Raw genomic sequence first — 16496 nt, forward strand, 5'->3', positions numbered from 1 at the left:
TGAGGTGTCCGAGGAGAGGGTTCCGGGAGGGCCGATGGGACGTGACGTCCCGGCGCTGGTCTTCACCCGCGAGGACCGCCGCCGGTACCGGATCAAGATGCAGCAGTGCCTCGACGCGTTCGCGCAGATGCTGCGCGAGTCACGGTTCGAGTCCGAGCGGCCCCAGGTGGGGCTGGAGATCGAGCTGAACCTGGGCGACGACGGGGCGGAGCCCGCGATGCGCAACAGCGACGTGCTGGAGGCGATCGCGGACCCCGCCTGGGCGACGGAGCTGGGCCGGTTCAACCTCGAGATCAACATCCCGCCCCGCAGGCTGACCGAGGGCGGCCCGGACGCCTGGGAGTCCGAGATCCGCGCCGCGCTGAACCACGCGGAGGAACGTGCCGGTTCGGTGGGCGCGCATCTGATCATGATCGGCATCCTGCCCACGCTGCGGCAGGAGGACGTCGGCGAGGCGGCGCTGTCGGAGAACCCGCGCTACCGGCTGCTCAACGACCAGGTCTTCGCGGCCCGGGGCGAGGACCTGCACATCGAGGTGGACGGCGTGGACCGGCTGCGGACCTACGCCGACACGATCACTCCCGAGGCCGCGTGCACCAGTACCCAGTTCCACCTTCAGGTCTCCCCGGAGGAGTTCGCCGGCTACTGGAACGCCGCGCAGGCGATCGCCGGGGTCCAGGTCGCGCTGGCGGCCAATTCACCGTTCCTGTTCGGCAAGGAACTGTGGCACGAGACCCGTATCCCGCTGTTCGAGCAGGCCACCGACACCCGCCCGGAGGAGATCAAGGTGCAGGGGGTACGGCCCCGGGTGTGGTTCGGCGAGCGGTGGATCAACAGCGTCTTCGACCTCTTCGAGGAGAACCTGCGCTACTTCCCGGCGCTGCTGCCGCTGTGCGACGAGCAGGACCCCGCGGAGACACTGGACCGCGGCGACATCCCGGAGCTGGGCGAGCTCACCCTGCACAACGGCACCATCTACCGCTGGAACCGCCCCGTCTACGCCATCGACCACGACAAGCCGCACGTGCGGGTGGAGAACCGGGTGCTGCCCGCCGGCCCGACCGTCGCCGACACACTCGCCAACGGCGCCTTCTACTACGGGCTCACCCGCGCCCTGGTGGAGGAGGACCGGCCGGTGTGGTCGCGCATGTCCTTCTCGGCCGCCGAGGAGAACCTGCACACGGCGGCGCGGCACGGCATGGAGGCACGGCTGTACTGGCCCGGGATGGGTGAGGTGCCGGTGCCCGAACTCGTGCTGCGGCGGCTGCTGCCGCTGGCCCACCGTGGGCTGGAGCAGTCCGGCATGGACGACGCCTGGCGCGAGCCGCTGCTCGGCATCATCGAGCAGCGGTGCGTCACCGGCCGCAACGGTGCGATCTGGCAGAAGGAGATGTTCCACCACATCGACGCCACCACCCACTGCGGCCGGCACGAGGCGCTGCGGCGCATGACGCAGCAGTACGTCGACTACATGCACCTCAACGCCCCGGGCCATACGTGGCCGGTCGACTGACGGGACCGTCCGGGTATGTAATTGCGTTGCCGTGCAACTATGGTGGAGGTCCGCCGCCAACGCCGAGGAGGTGAGAGACATGGACTCCAGTAGTAGTCCGGGCCGTCCCCGGCCCCGCGTTCCCGTGTCCCCCAGCTCCTCGGGCATCCGGTAGCCCGCGGCCCCGCGCCGCCGGCGGCTGCCGTGCCCTCGTCCTGCCCCGCTCCCACGGGGCGAGGGGAGGTTCCATGGCGAACCCGACCACGTTCGATGTCGCTCTCCGGCCGGCGGCCTGCGCCGACTGCGACTCCGGCGGCCCCACCCGGACCGCCTCCTGCGTCGTCTCCGGCATCGGCTTCCTCGGCGGCGTCATCCCGCATGAGGGCGGCGGTGCTCGTGGCACCGACTGCGGGGTGGCCGCGACCGGGCCGCGGGTGCGGCGCGACAGCTGTAGGACCACGGCCCTGCGGGCCGCCGTCTCCCTGGCCAGGAGCCCGGCGGGCGGGCTGGAGCGGCTCGTCGCACGGCCGGCCCCGGAGTCCGGTGTCCGGGACCCGCGCCGGCATCCGGGCGACGCCAACCTCGGCACGGAGCGGAAGGCGGTGGCGGCATGAGCGACCTCGACGTGCTGCGCGCCCGCCGCGCCGTCCGCCGGGCGGCCCGGCAACTGGCCGAGGACGCCCCGAAGCTCGCCCGCGGCTCCGCGGCCGCGTACCGGGCCGGCCTCGCCGTACGCGCCGCCGCACTGCACAGGGCGGCGCTGGCCGCCTGGTCCTCCGGCATACCCGAGGACGTCATCGCGGCCGACGGGCACCTGCCGCGGGCCGTGGTGCGCCGATGGATCGCGGCCGGGTACCCGTCGCGACGCCCGTGCGACAGCCGCAGGTGACCGCCAGCGCCGGTGCCCACGAGGGCAGTCCGAGCCACTGACGCCAACCTGCCCCCGAACGCCACGACAGGCCCGCCGTGATGAGCGGCAACGCGGCGAAACAACGGGCAACGACCCGGACAGGTAAGGGCGGATGACGCCCGGCGCCCTGTGCGCGAGCCGGATCGTGTCCACGGCGACACGTGAGCCACCGCGGACCGGGGGCGGATCCCGCGCCTCGGTCGTCACGCTGTCCGAGGAGCGCCTGTATCCGGCGAACCTCGTCCGGTAGACGTGGAACGGCTCCGCCCGTTTCCGTCCGCATCCTACCCGGTGGTGATCATGGGCTCTCAACTCGCCCTGCCCGCACCCGTCCTCGGCCTCCCGCAGCACAAGCGCCCCTGGCGCGGCGCCCCGGCCACGGGAGCCGCCGGGTGACCGGCGACGGACCGGGCCCCGGCTTCCGGCCCCGGGCCGCGCCGGCCATGTCGCCGGACGCCGCCGCGGCCGTCCTCGACGTCGCCGAACCCGAAGTCCTGCCCGCCGACCACCCGTTGCGGGACTGGGAGCACGCGCTCCTGACCCCGCACCTCGCCGGATCCGAGGGCAACGCACGGCGGCGCCTGGCCGAGCCGGCCCTGGCCGGGACCGCCCGCTGGGCCTCGGGCTCCGGCTTCCACCGTCCCGTACGACACGAAAGGCCGGCCTTCCCCGCATGAGCAACCCTCTCGAACTCCCCGCCGAGGACCGCGTGTCGAGCCCGTACACCGGCTACACCCGGGCGCACTGGGAAACGGTGGCGGACGGCCTGACGGCGGCGGCCTGGCGGTGGAGCACCCCCGGCGACGCCCTGCTCGATCTGCCGGGGCGGCCCTCGCGTTCGGGAACGCGGTCCGACGGACTGGAGGGGTATGCCCGCACCTTTCTCGCCACCGCCTTCCGCGTGGCCGGTGCCGGCGGGGACGACCCGCGCGGCCTGCTGGAGCGCTACGCGCGCGGCCTCGCCTCGGGCACCCGTACGCCCGGCCGCGACGACACGGAGTCCTGGCCGTTGATCCTCGACCACCATGTGCGGGGCCAGCCGATGGTCGAGTCGGCGTCGGTCGCGCTCGGCCTGCGGCTGACCGCGCCCTGGCTGTGGAAGCACCTCGACGACGGCGTGCGGGACCGGGCGGAGGCCTGGCTGCGCGGGGCGCTGCGGCACACGCCCGCGCCGAACAACTGGTACCTCTTCCCGTTCACCGTCGCGGGGTTCCTGGACTCGGTGGGGCGCGGCGACGCGGAGACCGCCCGGGTCCGGGAGCGCGCGCTGGAGTTGTTGGAGGGCTGGTACGCGGGCGACGGCTGGTACTCCGACGGCGACGGCCGGGCCTTCGACCACTACAACGGCTGGGCGCTGCACCTGTATCCGGTGCTCGACGCCCACCTCGGCGGCGACACCGCGCTCCTCGCCCGCTACGGCGACCGGCTGCGCGCCCACCTGGAGAGCCTCTCGCTGATGTTCGGCGGGGACGGCGCCCCCGTGCACTACGGGCGCTCCCTCACCTACCGTTTCGCCGCGTCGGCCGCGGTCGGGCTCGGCGCCCTGACCGGCCACACGCCGCTGGCTCCGGGCACCTCGCGCCGCCTCCTGAGCGGCAGCCTGCGGTACTTCCTGGACCGGGGCGCGCTGACCGGCGACGGTCTGCTGAGCCTGGGCTGGCACGGTCCGCACGAGGCCACGCTCCAGGCGTACTCGGGGCCGGCCTCCCCGTACTGGGCGTCGAAGGCGTTCGTGTCGCTGCTGGCGCCGGCGACCCATCCGCTGTGGACGGCGGTGGAGACACCCGCGCCGGTGGAGGAGCGCGACCGCGTGCTCGCCCTGCCGGCCGCCGGGCTGCTGGTGCAGTCGACCCGCGCCGACGGGATCGTACGGCTGCACAACCACGGCAGCGACCACGTCGCTCCGCACGTGGGCGAGGCGGCGGCCGGCGACGCCCCGCACTACGGGCGACAGGCCTACTCGACCCGGACCGGCCCGACCGCGCCCGGGAACGTGGCGGACAACCACCTGTCGGTGGAGGTGGACGGCCGGCCCAGCACCCGGCGGCGCATCCACCCGCTGGGCGCCGGCCACGGCGACGGCTGGGGTCGGGCGGCGTCCTGGCACCGGCCCGTCTTCGTCACCGGGCCTCCGATGGTGCCGGGCCTGCGGGTGGAGAGCGTCACGGTGGCGTACGGACGTCACGAACTCCGGGTGCACCGGGTGGTCGGAGCCCCGGCCGATTCCCGTGTCACGCACACCGGTTGGGCCACCGGACCGGAGCAGGAGGTGGTCTCGGCGCTGCACGGGCTGCACGGCTGGGACCCCGCCCCCGGCACGGTCCGCGCTCCCCGGGACACCGCCTGCACCCGGCGGGCCCGGGTGCCGCGCCTCACGGGACGGGCGGAGGGCACGTGTGTGCGCGTCAGTCTCGCCACGCTGACTGCCGGGCCGGATCCCGCGCCCCTGGCGCAGGCCGTCTCCCGGTGCGTGGCCGACGAGACCGGCGTGGAAGTGACCTGGGCCGGCGGCGCGCGCACCCGGATCGCCTTCGACCCGCTGACCGTGTCGCACGACGGAACCGTTGAACGCCCGAGAGGCGTCCCTGCGTAATGACCTGTGGGCGTGGGCAGCCTCGTCTGTGAAAAAAGCGGTGCGGGGTTGTGAGCGTGTGGTGCGCCGGGCTCGCGATGGTCCGTCAGATCCACGCTGAGCGTGGGGACTTGACCGTATAAATCGTAGATATCCCGCAATCCGCCTTATGTAGCGAACACATAACGGTTAACGTCCCGGCTGCGGGAAGGCAACACCCCGCATATCAGGACGCGGCCAAGTGGCGAACGATGCCGGGCACTTGCTCTCGAGGAGTTGCGGAGGGTGCCCTAAGTCAGTGATAGCATCCCCGCGTCTGTGACCTTGGTCCACTCGGCTCGGGCACTGCATTGAGGTCGGCCTGCTCTCAACGCAACAGCGGTCGGGTCGCTCTGAGCGGTTGTGCCGCGGACTCCCACGAGGCGCCACCCACCGACGGCTGCAGGCTAAACGCCAGGAAAGGTTTCCATGATTCGAGACGCACTTGTTTGGTGCCTGGTTGCCGCGGTGGTGCTCGCCGTCGCCGCGGCCCTGGTGCTCTATCGTCGAAATAATGCCATCACGACGAAAAAGAGCCAGGCCGAGGCTGCCTACACACAGAAGCTGAGCGAGGCCGAGGGGCAACTTGCCACGGTGTGGCATGAATTGCAGCGTCACAAGGCCGAGCACGACCAGACCATCCAAGAAGCCGAAGAGGGGGCCGAGGAGAGCACCAAGGCCGTTCTCAAGGGTTCGGCCCGCTTTCTGCAGAGCCTTGCGGCCGAGCAGTTGGCACTCCTTGAGGAAATTCAGCGGAAGTACGGCGGCCACGCCGTACTGGCGGATCTGCTGGAAGTGAACCACGCCAATGCGCAAATGGCGCGGAAGGCTCAGGGTATTGCGGTGATGTGCGGTGCGCCGCTGGGTCGCCGCAGTAAGCCCGCCAGTGTTTATGACGTGGTGCGCAGCGCGCAGGGACAGATTCGCAACTTCCGCCGCGTCGAAATCATGCAGCAGACCGGTTTCGCGTTGAAGGCGTCCGCCGTTTCCCCGGTCGCTCTCGCCGTCGCGGAACTCCTCGACAACGCCGCCAGTTTCTCCCAGCAGGGTTCGCCGATCGAGGTGACCTTCCAGCGGGTGCAGAAGAACCTGTGCATCGTCATCGACGACGCCGGTGTCGGCATGAACGACGAGGACCGGCAGAAGGCGTCCACCCTGCTGTCCGGCGAGTTCCGCCCCCGGCTGTCCCAGCTGGGCAACCAGCCGAAGTTCGGTTTCCCCGTCATCGGCCTGCTCGCCCAGCAGTACGGGTTCCGGGTGGACGTCACCGGCATCTCCCGCTACGGCGGCGTCCGGGCGGTCGTCCTGCTGCCGGAGGAGCTGTGGACCGAGGAGGAGACCACGCCGACCGAACCGACCGAGGTCTCCCAGGTCAGCCCGATCCGCAGCGCGACGGGCCGGTCCGAGTCCGGTCCGCGCACCGCGCACGGTCTGCCCAAGCGGGGGGCGCGCCAGGTGCCCATCGCCAGTGTTCCCGACGCCGTTCCCGACAGCTTGCCCGACCGCGACGACTCGGGACAGTCCGTCGCGCCGCCGGACGAGGCCGGCCGCGCCGGCCGAAGCCTGGGAGCCTTCCAGCGCGGCACGCTCTCGGGCCGGAACCTCTCCGCGGCTCCGTTCGAAGGGTCCGATAACGCATGACCAACGACCTGTCGTGGATGCTCGAGGACATCGTGAGCAACGTGCCGAAGGCGCGGCACGCTGTTCTGCTGTCCGCAGACGGTCTCCCCCGCGGCGCGACCGACGGCATGTCGGAGAAGGACGTGCGCACCATATCCGCCGCCATGGCGGGGATGCAGGCGCTGAGCCGGGCGACCTCCCACTTCGCCGGTCCCGGCGAGGACAGGCAGTGGAACCAGACGATCATCGAGTTCTCCCACGGCTGGATCTTCCTGATCGGGGCGGGGCAGGGTGCCTACCTCGCCGCGGCCGCGGCGCCCGACGTCGACATGCAGCAGATCTCCTTCCGCATGCACCGGCTCGTCGCCCGGCTCGGCAACAACCTCACCTCGCCCCCCAGGGTCAACGCGGAGGCCGCGGCCGAGCGTTCCGACCGTGCCGGGGGCCAGTTGGGCGGCAGGCGGGGAACCGGCGTCCCGATCGCCGACCTCGACGAGGCGGTCGGCGAGGTGCGGGGCGCCCGCCACGCGGTGCTGCTGGGCGCCGACGGTCTGCCCCGCGGTGCCACCACGGGAATGAACCAGGACCTGGCGGACACGATCTCGGCGGCGATGACGGGCATCCACGCCTACAGCCGCGCCACCTCGCAGTTCGCCGGTGTGCACGAGCACGCCCGGTGGCGGCAGACCGTCATCGAGTTCCAGCACGGCTGGATCTTCCTGATCTCGGCCGGTCAGCGCGCCTTCCTGGCCGCGGCGGCCGACCACGACGCCGACATCGAGGAGTTCACGACCCGGCTGCACCAGGTGGTGCCTCGGCTGAGCGCGCATCTGTCACCACAGGGGGCGGTGAGCAGCAAGTGAACGACGAGCCCGATCTTGAGCTGACCTCGGCATTAGTGCCTCTGTTCGTGGTCACGAACGGGCGTTCCCTGCCCCCGGACCACGCCTACGAGCGCACGACCCTGGTGTCCGCGGAGGACGGTGCCTCCGCCGCCGGTCGCATGCTTTCCCCGGAGGCGGGCCAGGTTCTGGAGATGGTCACGGACGGCTTTCTGTCCGTCGCCGAAGTGGCCGGCCATACGCACCTGCCGCTGGGTATCGTCCGGATTCTTCTGGCGGAGTTGGAAGAGGGCGGCCTCGTCATCACGAGGAAGCCCGTCCCCCGCGCCGAACGTGTCGATCGAGAAATCCTCAGCGCGGTACTCGACGGCCTCAAAGCCCGATTCGGAGCGTGATACGTGTACCTGGATTCAGCGGTCTCCACCGCGGTCAAGATCCTTGTGGTGGGCCACTTCGGAGTCGGGAAGACCACGTGCATCGGAAGTATCTCCGAGATCGAGCCTTTGCGGACCGAAGAGGAGATCACCGAAGCGAGTGTGGGATTTGACGACCTGTCGGGAACTCCGGACAAGACGACCACGACGGTCGCCATGGACTTCGGCCGCCTGACCATCAGCGACGAGGTGGTGCTCTACCTCTTCGGAACGCCCGGTCAGGAACGTTTCAAGGAGATGTGGGAAGAGCTGTCCCGGGGCGCGCTCGGCGCCCTGGTGCTGGTCGACCCCGAGCGGCTCTCCGAGTCCTTCCCGGTCCTCGACCTGGTCGAGCGCTTCGGCCTGACCTACGCCATCGGCGTCAACCGCTTCGAAGGCACCACCAACTACCCGCTCTCGGAGGTGCGCGAGGCCCTGAACCTGTCCGCGGAGACCCCCGTCGTCGCCTGTGACGTACGGGACCAGAACTCGGCGGCGCAGGCCCTCATCACCCTCGTGCACCACCTCCTGTCCCTCATTTCTTAGGAGCCACCCGCTCATGCAGCAGCGTCCCGGCATACAGGGGCCACCTCCCGGCTGCCCCGCCCACGCCAATGTCCCGGTCTACGGAGCCCAGTTCGGCTCCGATCCCGACAGCCACTACGAGTACCTGCGCACCCTCGGCCCGAGCGCGCCGGTCGACGTCGCCCCGGACGTCCAGGTCGAGCTGGTCACCAGCTACGACGCCGCTCTGTACATCCTCCAGAACCCCGCCTCGTTCGTCCGGGACTCCCGGCGCTGGAACGCGCTGAACCAGGGACGTGTCCCCGAGGACAGCCCGGCGCTGCCGATGATGGGGTACCGGCCCAACGCGCTGTTCAGTGACGGCGCGGCGCACGCCCGCCTGCGCCAGGCGGTCACGGACAGTCTGGCCAGCGTCAACGAGCTCCAACTGGTGCGGCAGACCCAGCAGTCCGCCGACTACCTGATCAGCCGGTTCAGCACCGACCGACTGGGCCAGGCCGAGTTGATGGCCGACTACGCCCAGCCGCTGCCGCTGCTGGTCTTCAGCGACCTGTTCGGGTGCCCGCCGGAGATCGGCGACCGCGTCATCGTCGGCATCAGCGGCATCTTCGACGGCACCCCCAACGCCGACCAGGTACTGGGCGAGGCGCTCGCGGAGCTGATCGCCCTCAAGCGGCGCCGTCCCGGACAGGACCTGACCACCCGTCTGATGGAGCACGCCGCGGGGCTGACCGACGAGGAGGTGCTGCACCAGCTGGTGACCCTGCTCTCCGGAGGCACCGCTCCCCTGGCGGCGGCCATCGGCACGAGCAGCGCGCTGATCCTCGACGAGGGGTGGCAGGCCGGCCTGCCGATCGAGGACGCCGTCACGCAGGTCCTGTGGAACTACGCGCCGATCGCCAACTACGCGGCCCACTACCCGACCCACGACGTGGAGTTGGGTGGCAGGACGCTCAAGGCCAACGACCCGGTCCTCATCTCCTTCGCGGCGGCCAACACCGATCCCCGGCTGGCCGAGCACCGGGAGCAGCTCAGCGCGAAGGCGCATCTGGCCTTCGGCGCCGGCCCGCACGCCTGTCCGGCCAAGGACCCCGCGTTCATGATCGCCGTGACCGCCGTCGAGTCGCTCCTCAACCGGCTGCCCGACGTCGAAGTGCGCGTGCCGTTCAAGGACTTGAGCTGGGTTCCGGCCCCCTGGAGCCGTTCGCTGGTGACGCTCCCGGTCCGGTTCACGCCCCGGGCCGTGGCGCCGACGCCCGCGCAGACGCAGCAGGCGGCCGCCCCCGTCGCCCCGATGGCCGCCACCGCGGCGCCCAGGCCTGCGGTGACGTCCGCGGCCAAGCCCAAGGCGGGCATGTTCAGCCGCTTCCTGGCATGGACCCGAGGGGAGTGACGAAGGCAACCCCAACGCGCATAGTCATCTCGTATGTTTAAGCCACCGTTGGGGTATGCATGGCGGCTGATACCTAGAAAGGAGCCGTCGTGGAGACAGCGGTAACTCCGCCCCCCGACAGACGTTTTGCGGTCTCGCTCTTCTCTCGTCTACGGACAGCGAAGGGCCAGGCCAACCCCTTTCCGATCTACGCGGAGCTTCGGTCGAGGGGCGGAGTCGTCGCAGCGCCCTGGGGAGGTCATCTCGTCACTCGCTTCGATCTGTGCGATCAGATACTGCGCAACCGTGAGTGGCTGGAGCCCGACGCCCGCTGGCGAGAACAGCAGGGGGACGGCACCCGGTGGACCGCCCCCTCCTCTCGTGAGATGAGCAGGACGCTGCCCGCCCTCAATCCCCCCGAACACACCTGGGTGCGCCGGTCGGCCGGCATGTTCGACCGCACCTCCATGGAGGAGATCCGTGGCACGGTCGGCCGTATCACGGGTCGGCTCATGGACTCCCTCGCCGTTCAACTGCGCGACGGGGAAGCCGATTTCAACGCCCTGGTCAGCGAGGAGCTGCCGGTCGCCACCATCGGGCACTGGCTGGGCCTGCCGAGCGCCGACTTCCCCCGGCTGCGCGAGCTGACCCACGACCAGGTCTTCACCCAGGAGTTGCTGCCCTCGGCCAGTCAACTGGCGCTGTCCGACGCGGCCACGGCCGAGCTGCGCGCCTACTTCCTGGACCTGGTGCGCGAGCGGCGGGCCCACCCGGGCGACGACCCCGTATCGCGCTGGATCACCCTCTGGGACGCCATGGAGAGCGACCAGGACAAGGCGGACGAGGCCGTCTACTTCCTGGCGCTGTTCGTGCTGCTGGCGGCCCTGGAGACGACGTCCACCCTGTTGTCGACCATGACCCTGCTGCTCCTCGAACACCCCCGGCAGTGGAACCGGCTCACCATCCACCCCGACCTCGTGCCGGCCGCCGTGGAGGAGTCGTTGCGCTACGACCCGCCCACCCATGTGATCAGCCGCGTCTCCTCCAGGGACACCGAGCTGGGCGGTGTCGAGGTGCGCAAGGACGAGATGGTCCACCTCATGGTGGGAGCGGCCAACCGCGACCCCGCCAAGCACGAGGACCCCGAGCTGTTCAACCTGCACCGCAAACCGGCGCACCTGGCCTTCAGCGGCGGCATTCACTACTGCCTCGGTGCGCCCCTGGCCCGGCTGGAGGCCCAGACCCTCCTGCACCACCTGGTCAGGCGCTTCCCGCGGCTCACCCTCGTGCGCCGTCCGACGTGGGCGCCGCGCGTGGCCTTCCGGCGCCCGCTGAACCTGGATGTCGCTCTCATATGATTGAAATGACCAATACCTTCGACAACTTCCCCTACAAAGCGATACAAGTCGAGCACGACGGACCTGTCCTCCGGGTCCGGCTCAACCCGTCGGCGCAGGACAGCTCGCTGACGGTCGCGGCTCTCGACGACCTCGTCTCCCTGCTCAACAGCCTTCATGAACGGCCCGACATCCGGGTGCTGCTGCTGTCGGCGGAGGGCGACGACTTCTGCCTCGGCGCCGACCGCGACGAGTTCCAGGCGGCACTGGCGGAAGACCCGACCGGCGGCGCCATGCGCCGCATCGTGGACAAGGCCTACCGCGTGTGCGACGCCCTGGAGAACTCGCACGCGGTGACCATCGCCAGACTCCACGGCAGGGTCGTGGGCGCCGGCCTGGCGCTCGCCTCCTTCTGCGACCTGCGAGCGGGGGCGGACACCTGCCGGTTCCGTATGCCGGAGATCGCCCTCGGTCTGCCCCCCGCCTGGGGAGGCGCCATGGGCCGCCTGGTCGCCGAGGGCGGATCCGCCAGGATCCGTGAACTCATGCTCACCTGCGAACCGTTCGACGCGGCCACCGCGCACCGGCTCGGCCTCCTGCACAAGGTCGCGCCCGTGGAGGAGCTGGACGCGGCCGTCGACGCCTGGATCAGGCCCCTCGTCCGGCGCGCGCCGGAAGCCCTCACCCTCACCAAGCGCATGCTCGCCGGCTACGCGCGGGCCGACCGCACCGCGGACGTCGCGCTGCTCGACGCCCATCTCCTCACCGCACAGCTCAACCAGGGCCGGGCCATGGCCCAGCGCTGACCGCACTGCCGTCCGTACGCGCCCGACGCCCCTGGCGTCGGGCGCGTACGGCGTTTTCGGCGTCCCGACGACAGCGGGCCGACCGGGACGAGGGCAGGCCGGCCGGGACGACGCACGGGGACGCATCCGCCGCTCCCCTGCGGTGGCGGATGCGTCCCCGGTGCCCTAGCGGCACGGTGTGTGCCCGGAGCCGGTCAGGCGGTTCCTGCCTCCGGCGCCGGGCGGGTCAGGACGAGGGCGATGACGACGACGCTGAGGATCGTGAACACGGCGACCAGGGCGACCACCGCGGCCGGGACACCGCTGACGAAGAACGCCGGGAGGGCCGAGACCACCGACAGGATCCGGGAGGCCGCCACGACACGGGAGCCGGTCCGGTTCAGCGTGCGCCAGGTGTAGACGACCGCGAGCACCGTGATCACACCGAGCACGCCGTCTGCGATGCCGACGGCCATCGGCGGGCCCTGGGTGTCCGGGTCAGGTTCCGAGAGCGTGAAGAAGTTGGTCATGTCGAGCAGGCCCAGAAGACCCGCGAGGACGAGGCCCACCTTGTTCTTGCGGGTGAGGCCGGGGACGGTTTCCGTGCGGCTGGTCTGGCTCATCTGGGCTCCTGTGTCCGGGAGTCGGGGACGCCGGTGCGGCGACCCGGTGCGGTGAGCATGCGCCGGCGCCGGTCCGGCGCGCATCGGTGGACCGTCCCCGGCGGCAGGGAGGTTTTCCCGTACGTCCCGGGAGAAGAGCCTCCCCTCCGGGAACCGGTCTCCGCCATCATCGGGACATGACCTCCGCGGCCCGTCCCATCCGGGTGCTCATCGCCGACGACCATCCCGTAGTGCGACGCGGGATGAGCGCGCTGCTGACCTCGCTGGCCGGGGTGGACGTGGTGGCGGAGGCCGCCACGGGTGAAGAGGCGCTGCGCGAGGCGCAGTTGAGCCGTCCCGACGTGGTGGTGATGGACATCCGGATGCCGGCGATGGACGGGGTGGAGGCCACCCGGCGACTGACCGCCCTGCTGCCCCACGTCGCGGTGCTCGTCGTCACCATGTACGAGGACGACGAGACGGTGCTGTCGGCGCTGCGTGCCGGGGCCCGCGGCTATCTCCTCAAGGGGGCCCAGCAGGAGGAGATCCTGACCACCATCCGGTCCGTGGCGACCGGTCAGTTCGTCATCGCGCCGGGTGTGGCGGCCCGTCTGCTCGGCCAGGTCGGACCGCCGCCCCGGCCGGCCGATCCCTTCCCCGAACTGACCGCTCGCGAACGCGAGATCCTCGACCGGGTGGCACGCGGCCACGGCAACGCCCGTGTCGCGGCCGAGCTGGAACTGGCCGTCAAGACCGTCGCGAACCACCTGTCCGCCATCTTCGCCAAACTGGGGGTGAGCGGCCGGACCGAGGCCATCCTGCTCGCCCGCGAGCGGGGACTGGGCGACGACGCGTCCGGCACCACCTCATGACCGCGCGCCTGCGGACCGCTCTGCGGTGTGCGGCCCTCGCGCCGATCGCCGGTGCGTCGGTCGCGTCCCAGTGGTGGGCGCCGCCGTCGCCGTCCGGGCGGTGGGTCCTGTGGGCCGTCATCGTCGGCCTCGGGCTGACGGCGTCGTACGCCCTGGTCACCGCCCGGCGCGGGGCCTCGGCCGCCTCCCGGCTGCTCGGCCTGTCCGCGGCGGCGCTGCTGAGCGCACCGCTCCTGGCCGTGGCCGGTGTCCCGGAACTCGCCGTCGTACCGGTGGTGCTGGCCTCGACGGTCACCCTGCCGCTGGCCGCCCTCCGCGTCGTCGAGGTGCGGCCGGTGTCGCGGGCGCTGCGCTGGGCGGAGGCCTCGGTCGCCGTCTGCGGGGCGGGCTGCGCGGCCGCGTCGATGACGGGCGGCGAGCCGGCGCTGATCGCGGCCGGGGTGGCCTCCGGGACCGCGATGTGCGCCGGCACCTGGGTGCTGTTCGAGCTCACCTCCGGCGACGACCGGCGCCGCGTGCTGTGGCTGGTGCTGGGTACCGCCGCGACGACGCTGGCCGGGATGCTGCTCTTCGCGGTGGACAACTCCCTCACGCTGGGCTTCCCGGCCACCGCTGTGGCGGTCGGCGCGGTGTCCCTGCTGCTGCCGGGCTCCATCACGATGGCGCTGGTCGCGCCCCGCGCGGTGGACGTACGGGTGGTGATACGCGGCGCCGCCGTCCTCCTCGTCATGCTCGCGTTGAGCGCCGCGGTGTACGAGGGTGCCGCCGCCGTGTGGGAGCTGGCGGTGGGCGCCCGGCCGGGCAAGGGCGTACCGCCCCTGCTGGCGGCCGGGATCGCCGCCGGGTACCAGCCGGTCCGGCGTCATGTCGAGGCGGTGATGGACGAGATGCTGTTCGGCCGGTCGGCCGACCCGGTGGAGACGCTGACCCGGCTCGGCACGGACCTGACCACCGGCGCCCCGCCCCCGCTGTGGCTGCACACCCTGCGCACCACGCTCGGCGTGCCCGGCGTCGAGCTTCGCCAGGAGGACACCGTGGTCGCCACCGCGGGCACCGTCGACGCGGACCACGTCCAGGTCACCGCCCTGCGCGCGGACGGTGAGACGGTGGGCGATCTCGTGGTCGGTCTGCCGCCGGGACATCTGCGGCTGCCCCGCGCGGCCGCCGCGGTGGTCGACCTGGTCGCGGCCCCGCTCGCGCAGGCCCTGCACGCGGCCCGGCTCAGCGAGCAACTGCGCCTGTCCAGGGGCCGTACGGTGACCGCGCTGGAGGAGGAGCGGCGGCGCATGCGCCGCGATCTGCACGACGGGCTGGGCCCCACCCTGACCGGCATCGCCTACACGGCGGACGCGGTCGTCAACCTCATCGCCACCGACCCCGAGCACGCGGTCGGGACGCTGCGCGCGCTGCGCGCCGACGTGGGCGACACGATCACCGAGATCCGCCGGATCGTCTACGGGCTGCGCCCCCGCGCCCTCGACGAGCTCGGCCTCGTCGAGGCCATCCGCCAGCGCACCGCCCCGCTGCGGGTCGCCGACGGCCGCCTCCTCACGGTGACGGTCGACGCCCCGGAGCGGTTGCCGCAACTGCCCGCGGCCGTCGAGGTCGCCGCCTACCGGGTGGCGGTGGAGGCCGTCACCAACATCGCCCGGCACGCCGCCGTCACCGCCGCAACGCTCACCCTGGAACTGCGCGGCAGCACCCACCTGCGGGTGACGGTCGCCGACTCCGGCTGCTGCACCGAGCCGTGGACACCCGGCGTCGGCATCCAGTCCATGCACGAGCGCGTCGAGCAGATCGGCGGCACCCTGACCGTCCGCACCACGCCCGAGGGCGCCACGATCACCGCCGAACTGCCCCTGGCCATCCCGGAGTGACGCCGTGCGCCGCGCACGGCACAGCCGTCGTCCCCGGCCGCCGCCGCGAGAACACCGTCGCCGCTTCACACCTCTGGCCCCGGGGACTTACCGAACGGTATACAAGCCCAGTCGAACGTGCGACGGCGGTGCCCCGGTGCCGACGGCGTGCGATGTCCCGGCCCAGGGGGGAGAACTGATGGACCATCAGGAACGCACGGGTGCGGCGGTGGCGAGACGCCGGCGGTGGCCGGCCGCGGTGGGGGCGGCGCTCGGCGGATGCGCCCTCGTCGCCGCTTCCACGGCGCCCGCCTCGGCGCACGGTGCCGGGTCCGGCACGGGGTCCGGCCGCGCCGCGCACTACGTGTCGCTCGGGGACTCCTACACCTCCGGTCCCGGAATCCCACGGCAGGTCGACGACAACTGCGGTCGCTCGGACCGCAATTACCCGTCGCTCGTCGCGGCCGAGCGGAAGGTCGCCTCCTTCGAGGACGTGAGCTGCGGCGGGGCGACGACCGAGGAGATGTGGAAGCCTCAGGGCTCCAACGACGCCCAGCTCAACGCCCTGCGCAAGGACACGGACCTGGTGACGGTCCAGATCGGCGGCAACGACGTCGGGTTCGGCTCCATCATCGCCACCTGCGCCCAACTCGGCTCCCAGCAGCCGACCGGGGACCCCTGCCGGCGTCACTACGCCTCGTCCGGCATCGACCGGCTGGCGCTCGACATCGCGCGGACGGCACCGAAGGTGGACCGCGTGCTGCGGGCCGTGCACGCCAGGGCGCCGCACGCCCGGGTGCTCGTCGTCGGCTACCCGGACCTGCTGCCCGACGACGGCAGCGGCTGCTTTCCCTCGGTGCCGTTCGCCTCGCAGGACTTCCCCTATCTGCGGGACACCGAGAAACGGCTGAACACGATGCTCCGCCTGGTGGCCGCGTGGAACCACGCGGAGTACGTCGACACCTACCGGCCCACGGTCGGCCACGACATGTGCAAGGCCCCGGCGGACCGCTGGATCGAGCCCTTGCAGCCGGCCTCGCCCGCGGCCCCGGCCCACCCCAACGCCCGGGGCGAGGAGGCCATGGCACGCGCGGTGCTGGAAGTGCTGGGCAAGCGGCACGGGCGGGGCTGAGCCCCGGCCGGGGGGGGGGGGGGGGGGGGCCCCCCCCGGGGGCCCCCCCCCCCCCCCCGCCCCCCCGGGGCGCCCCCCCCCCCCCCCCCCCCCCCCCCCCCCCCCCCCCCCCCCCCCCCCGCCCCCC

The 16496-nt window shown here is 72.0% G+C and carries 15 protein-coding genes and 1 pseudogene; 15 read left to right on the forward strand and 1 reads right to left on the reverse strand.

The window, feature by feature from the left end:
- Positions 1 to 34 precede the first annotated feature (34 nt).
- From ACFY3J_RS24320 to ACFY3J_RS24375, 12 genes and pseudogenes are all read left to right on the forward strand, one after another.
- Positions 35 to 1513, forward strand: coding sequence for a glutamate-cysteine ligase family protein (locus ACFY3J_RS24320; protein WP_384177983.1), 1479 nt, complete (start codon positions 35 to 37; stop codon positions 1511 to 1513).
- Positions 1514 to 1740: 227 nt separating this feature from the next.
- Positions 1741 to 2106 (forward strand): hypothetical protein, encoded by a 366-nt coding sequence (locus tag ACFY3J_RS24325; protein WP_390841738.1) that lies wholly within the window; start codon positions 1741 to 1743, stop codon positions 2104 to 2106.
- Positions 2103 to 2381, forward strand: a complete 279-nt coding sequence (locus ACFY3J_RS24330) for a hypothetical protein (RefSeq protein WP_384177978.1) — start codon at positions 2103 to 2105, stop codon at positions 2379 to 2381. Before ACFY3J_RS24325 ends, ACFY3J_RS24330 begins: the two co-directional genes overlap by 4 nt.
- A 485-nt stretch (positions 2382 to 2866) precedes the next feature.
- Positions 2867 to 3079 (forward strand): annotated as a pseudogene (locus ACFY3J_RS24335) (hydroxyacid dehydrogenase); the annotation flags it as partial.
- Complete coding sequence (locus tag ACFY3J_RS24340; protein ID WP_390841739.1) at positions 3076 to 4995, forward strand: DUF2264 domain-containing protein; 1920 nt, start codon at positions 3076 to 3078, stop codon at positions 4993 to 4995. The pseudogene ACFY3J_RS24335 and the gene ACFY3J_RS24340, both read left to right, overlap by 4 nt.
- Positions 4996 to 5442: 447 nt before the next feature.
- Positions 5443 to 6654, forward strand: a complete 1212-nt coding sequence (locus tag ACFY3J_RS24345; RefSeq protein ID WP_384177972.1) for an ATP-binding protein — start codon at positions 5443 to 5445, stop codon at positions 6652 to 6654.
- Positions 6651 to 7496, forward strand: coding sequence for a roadblock/LC7 domain-containing protein (locus tag ACFY3J_RS24350; protein ID WP_384177969.1), 846 nt, complete (start codon positions 6651 to 6653; stop codon positions 7494 to 7496). Before ACFY3J_RS24345 ends, ACFY3J_RS24350 begins: the two co-directional genes overlap by 4 nt.
- Positions 7493 to 7870 (forward strand): DUF742 domain-containing protein, encoded by a 378-nt coding sequence (locus ACFY3J_RS24355; RefSeq protein ID WP_384177966.1) that lies wholly within the window; start codon positions 7493 to 7495, stop codon positions 7868 to 7870. The genes ACFY3J_RS24350 and ACFY3J_RS24355 overlap by 4 nt, the downstream gene beginning before the upstream one ends.
- A 3-nt stretch (positions 7871 to 7873) precedes the next feature.
- A complete protein-coding gene (locus ACFY3J_RS24360) occupies positions 7874 to 8434 on the forward strand; it encodes an ATP/GTP-binding protein (protein ID WP_384177963.1) in 561 nt (186 codons plus the stop codon).
- A 13-nt stretch (positions 8435 to 8447) separates the two neighbouring features.
- The gene (locus tag ACFY3J_RS24365) at positions 8448 to 9806 is read left to right on the forward strand and encodes a cytochrome P450 (protein WP_384177960.1); all 1359 of its coding nucleotides are present in this window, start codon (positions 8448 to 8450) and stop codon (positions 9804 to 9806) included.
- Between the two features lie 89 nt (positions 9807 to 9895).
- Entirely contained in the window at positions 9896 to 11143 is a 1248-nt protein-coding gene (locus ACFY3J_RS24370) for a cytochrome P450 (RefSeq protein WP_384177957.1), read from the forward strand.
- Between the two features lie 5 nt (positions 11144 to 11148).
- Positions 11149 to 11928: an enoyl-CoA hydratase/isomerase family protein gene (locus ACFY3J_RS24375; RefSeq protein WP_384177954.1), complete on the forward strand. Its 780-nt coding sequence runs from the start codon at positions 11149 to 11151 to the stop codon at positions 11926 to 11928.
- Positions 11929 to 12122: 194 nt separating this feature from the next.
- Here the strand turns inward: ACFY3J_RS24375 and ACFY3J_RS24380 are convergent, their stop codons facing one another.
- Positions 12123 to 12530, reverse strand: coding sequence for a hypothetical protein (locus tag ACFY3J_RS24380; RefSeq protein ID WP_384177951.1), 408 nt, complete (start codon positions 12528 to 12530; stop codon positions 12123 to 12125).
- Positions 12531 to 12706: 176 nt separating this feature from the next.
- On the opposite strand from ACFY3J_RS24380, the gene ACFY3J_RS24385 reads away from it, so the two are divergent.
- From ACFY3J_RS24385 to ACFY3J_RS24395, 3 genes are all read left to right on the forward strand, one after another.
- Complete coding sequence (locus ACFY3J_RS24385; RefSeq protein WP_390841740.1) at positions 12707 to 13381, forward strand: response regulator; 675 nt, start codon at positions 12707 to 12709, stop codon at positions 13379 to 13381.
- A complete protein-coding gene (locus ACFY3J_RS24390; RefSeq protein ID WP_384177945.1) occupies positions 13378 to 15258 on the forward strand; it encodes a sensor histidine kinase in 1881 nt (626 codons plus the stop codon). The genes ACFY3J_RS24385 and ACFY3J_RS24390 overlap by 4 nt, the downstream gene beginning before the upstream one ends.
- A 178-nt stretch (positions 15259 to 15436) precedes the next feature.
- Positions 15437 to 16369: an SGNH/GDSL hydrolase family protein gene (locus tag ACFY3J_RS24395; RefSeq protein WP_390841741.1), complete on the forward strand. Its 933-nt coding sequence runs from the start codon at positions 15437 to 15439 to the stop codon at positions 16367 to 16369.
- Positions 16370 to 16496 lie beyond the last annotated feature (127 nt).

Origin of the sequence: Streptomyces sp. NPDC001231, from assembly GCF_042896885.1 — a bacterium.
GTDB lineage: Bacteria > Actinomycetota > Actinomycetes > Streptomycetales > Streptomycetaceae > Streptomyces.

What these genes read in the sequence shown, in the direction of transcription:
- ACFY3J_RS24385 (WP_390841740.1), top strand. Translation starts at nt 12,707, where the DNA reads ATGACCTCCGCGGCCCGTCCCATCCGGGTGCTCATCGCCGACGACCAT.
- ACFY3J_RS24340 (WP_390841739.1), top strand. Translation starts at nt 3,076, where the DNA reads ATGAGCAACCCTCTCGAACTCCCCGCCGAGGACCGCGTGTCGAGCCCG.
- ACFY3J_RS24320 (WP_384177983.1), top strand. Translation starts at nt 35, where the DNA reads ATGGGACGTGACGTCCCGGCGCTGGTCTTCACCCGCGAGGACCGCCGC.
- ACFY3J_RS24380 (WP_384177951.1), bottom strand. Translation starts at nt 12,530, where the DNA reads ATGAGCCAGACCAGCCGCACGGAAACCGTCCCCGGCCTCACCCGCAAG.
- ACFY3J_RS24325 (WP_390841738.1), top strand. Translation starts at nt 1,741, where the DNA reads ATGGCGAACCCGACCACGTTCGATGTCGCTCTCCGGCCGGCGGCCTGC.
- ACFY3J_RS24395 (WP_390841741.1), top strand. Translation starts at nt 15,437, where the DNA reads ATGGACCATCAGGAACGCACGGGTGCGGCGGTGGCGAGACGCCGGCGG.
- ACFY3J_RS24345 (WP_384177972.1), top strand. Translation starts at nt 5,443, where the DNA reads ATGATTCGAGACGCACTTGTTTGGTGCCTGGTTGCCGCGGTGGTGCTC.
- ACFY3J_RS24375 (WP_384177954.1), top strand. Translation starts at nt 11,149, where the DNA reads ATGACCAATACCTTCGACAACTTCCCCTACAAAGCGATACAAGTCGAG.
- ACFY3J_RS24330 (WP_384177978.1), top strand. Translation starts at nt 2,103, where the DNA reads ATGAGCGACCTCGACGTGCTGCGCGCCCGCCGCGCCGTCCGCCGGGCG.
- ACFY3J_RS24365 (WP_384177960.1), top strand. Translation starts at nt 8,448, where the DNA reads ATGCAGCAGCGTCCCGGCATACAGGGGCCACCTCCCGGCTGCCCCGCC.
- ACFY3J_RS24350 (WP_384177969.1), top strand. Translation starts at nt 6,651, where the DNA reads ATGACCAACGACCTGTCGTGGATGCTCGAGGACATCGTGAGCAACGTG.
- ACFY3J_RS24390 (WP_384177945.1), top strand. Translation starts at nt 13,378, where the DNA reads ATGACCGCGCGCCTGCGGACCGCTCTGCGGTGTGCGGCCCTCGCGCCG.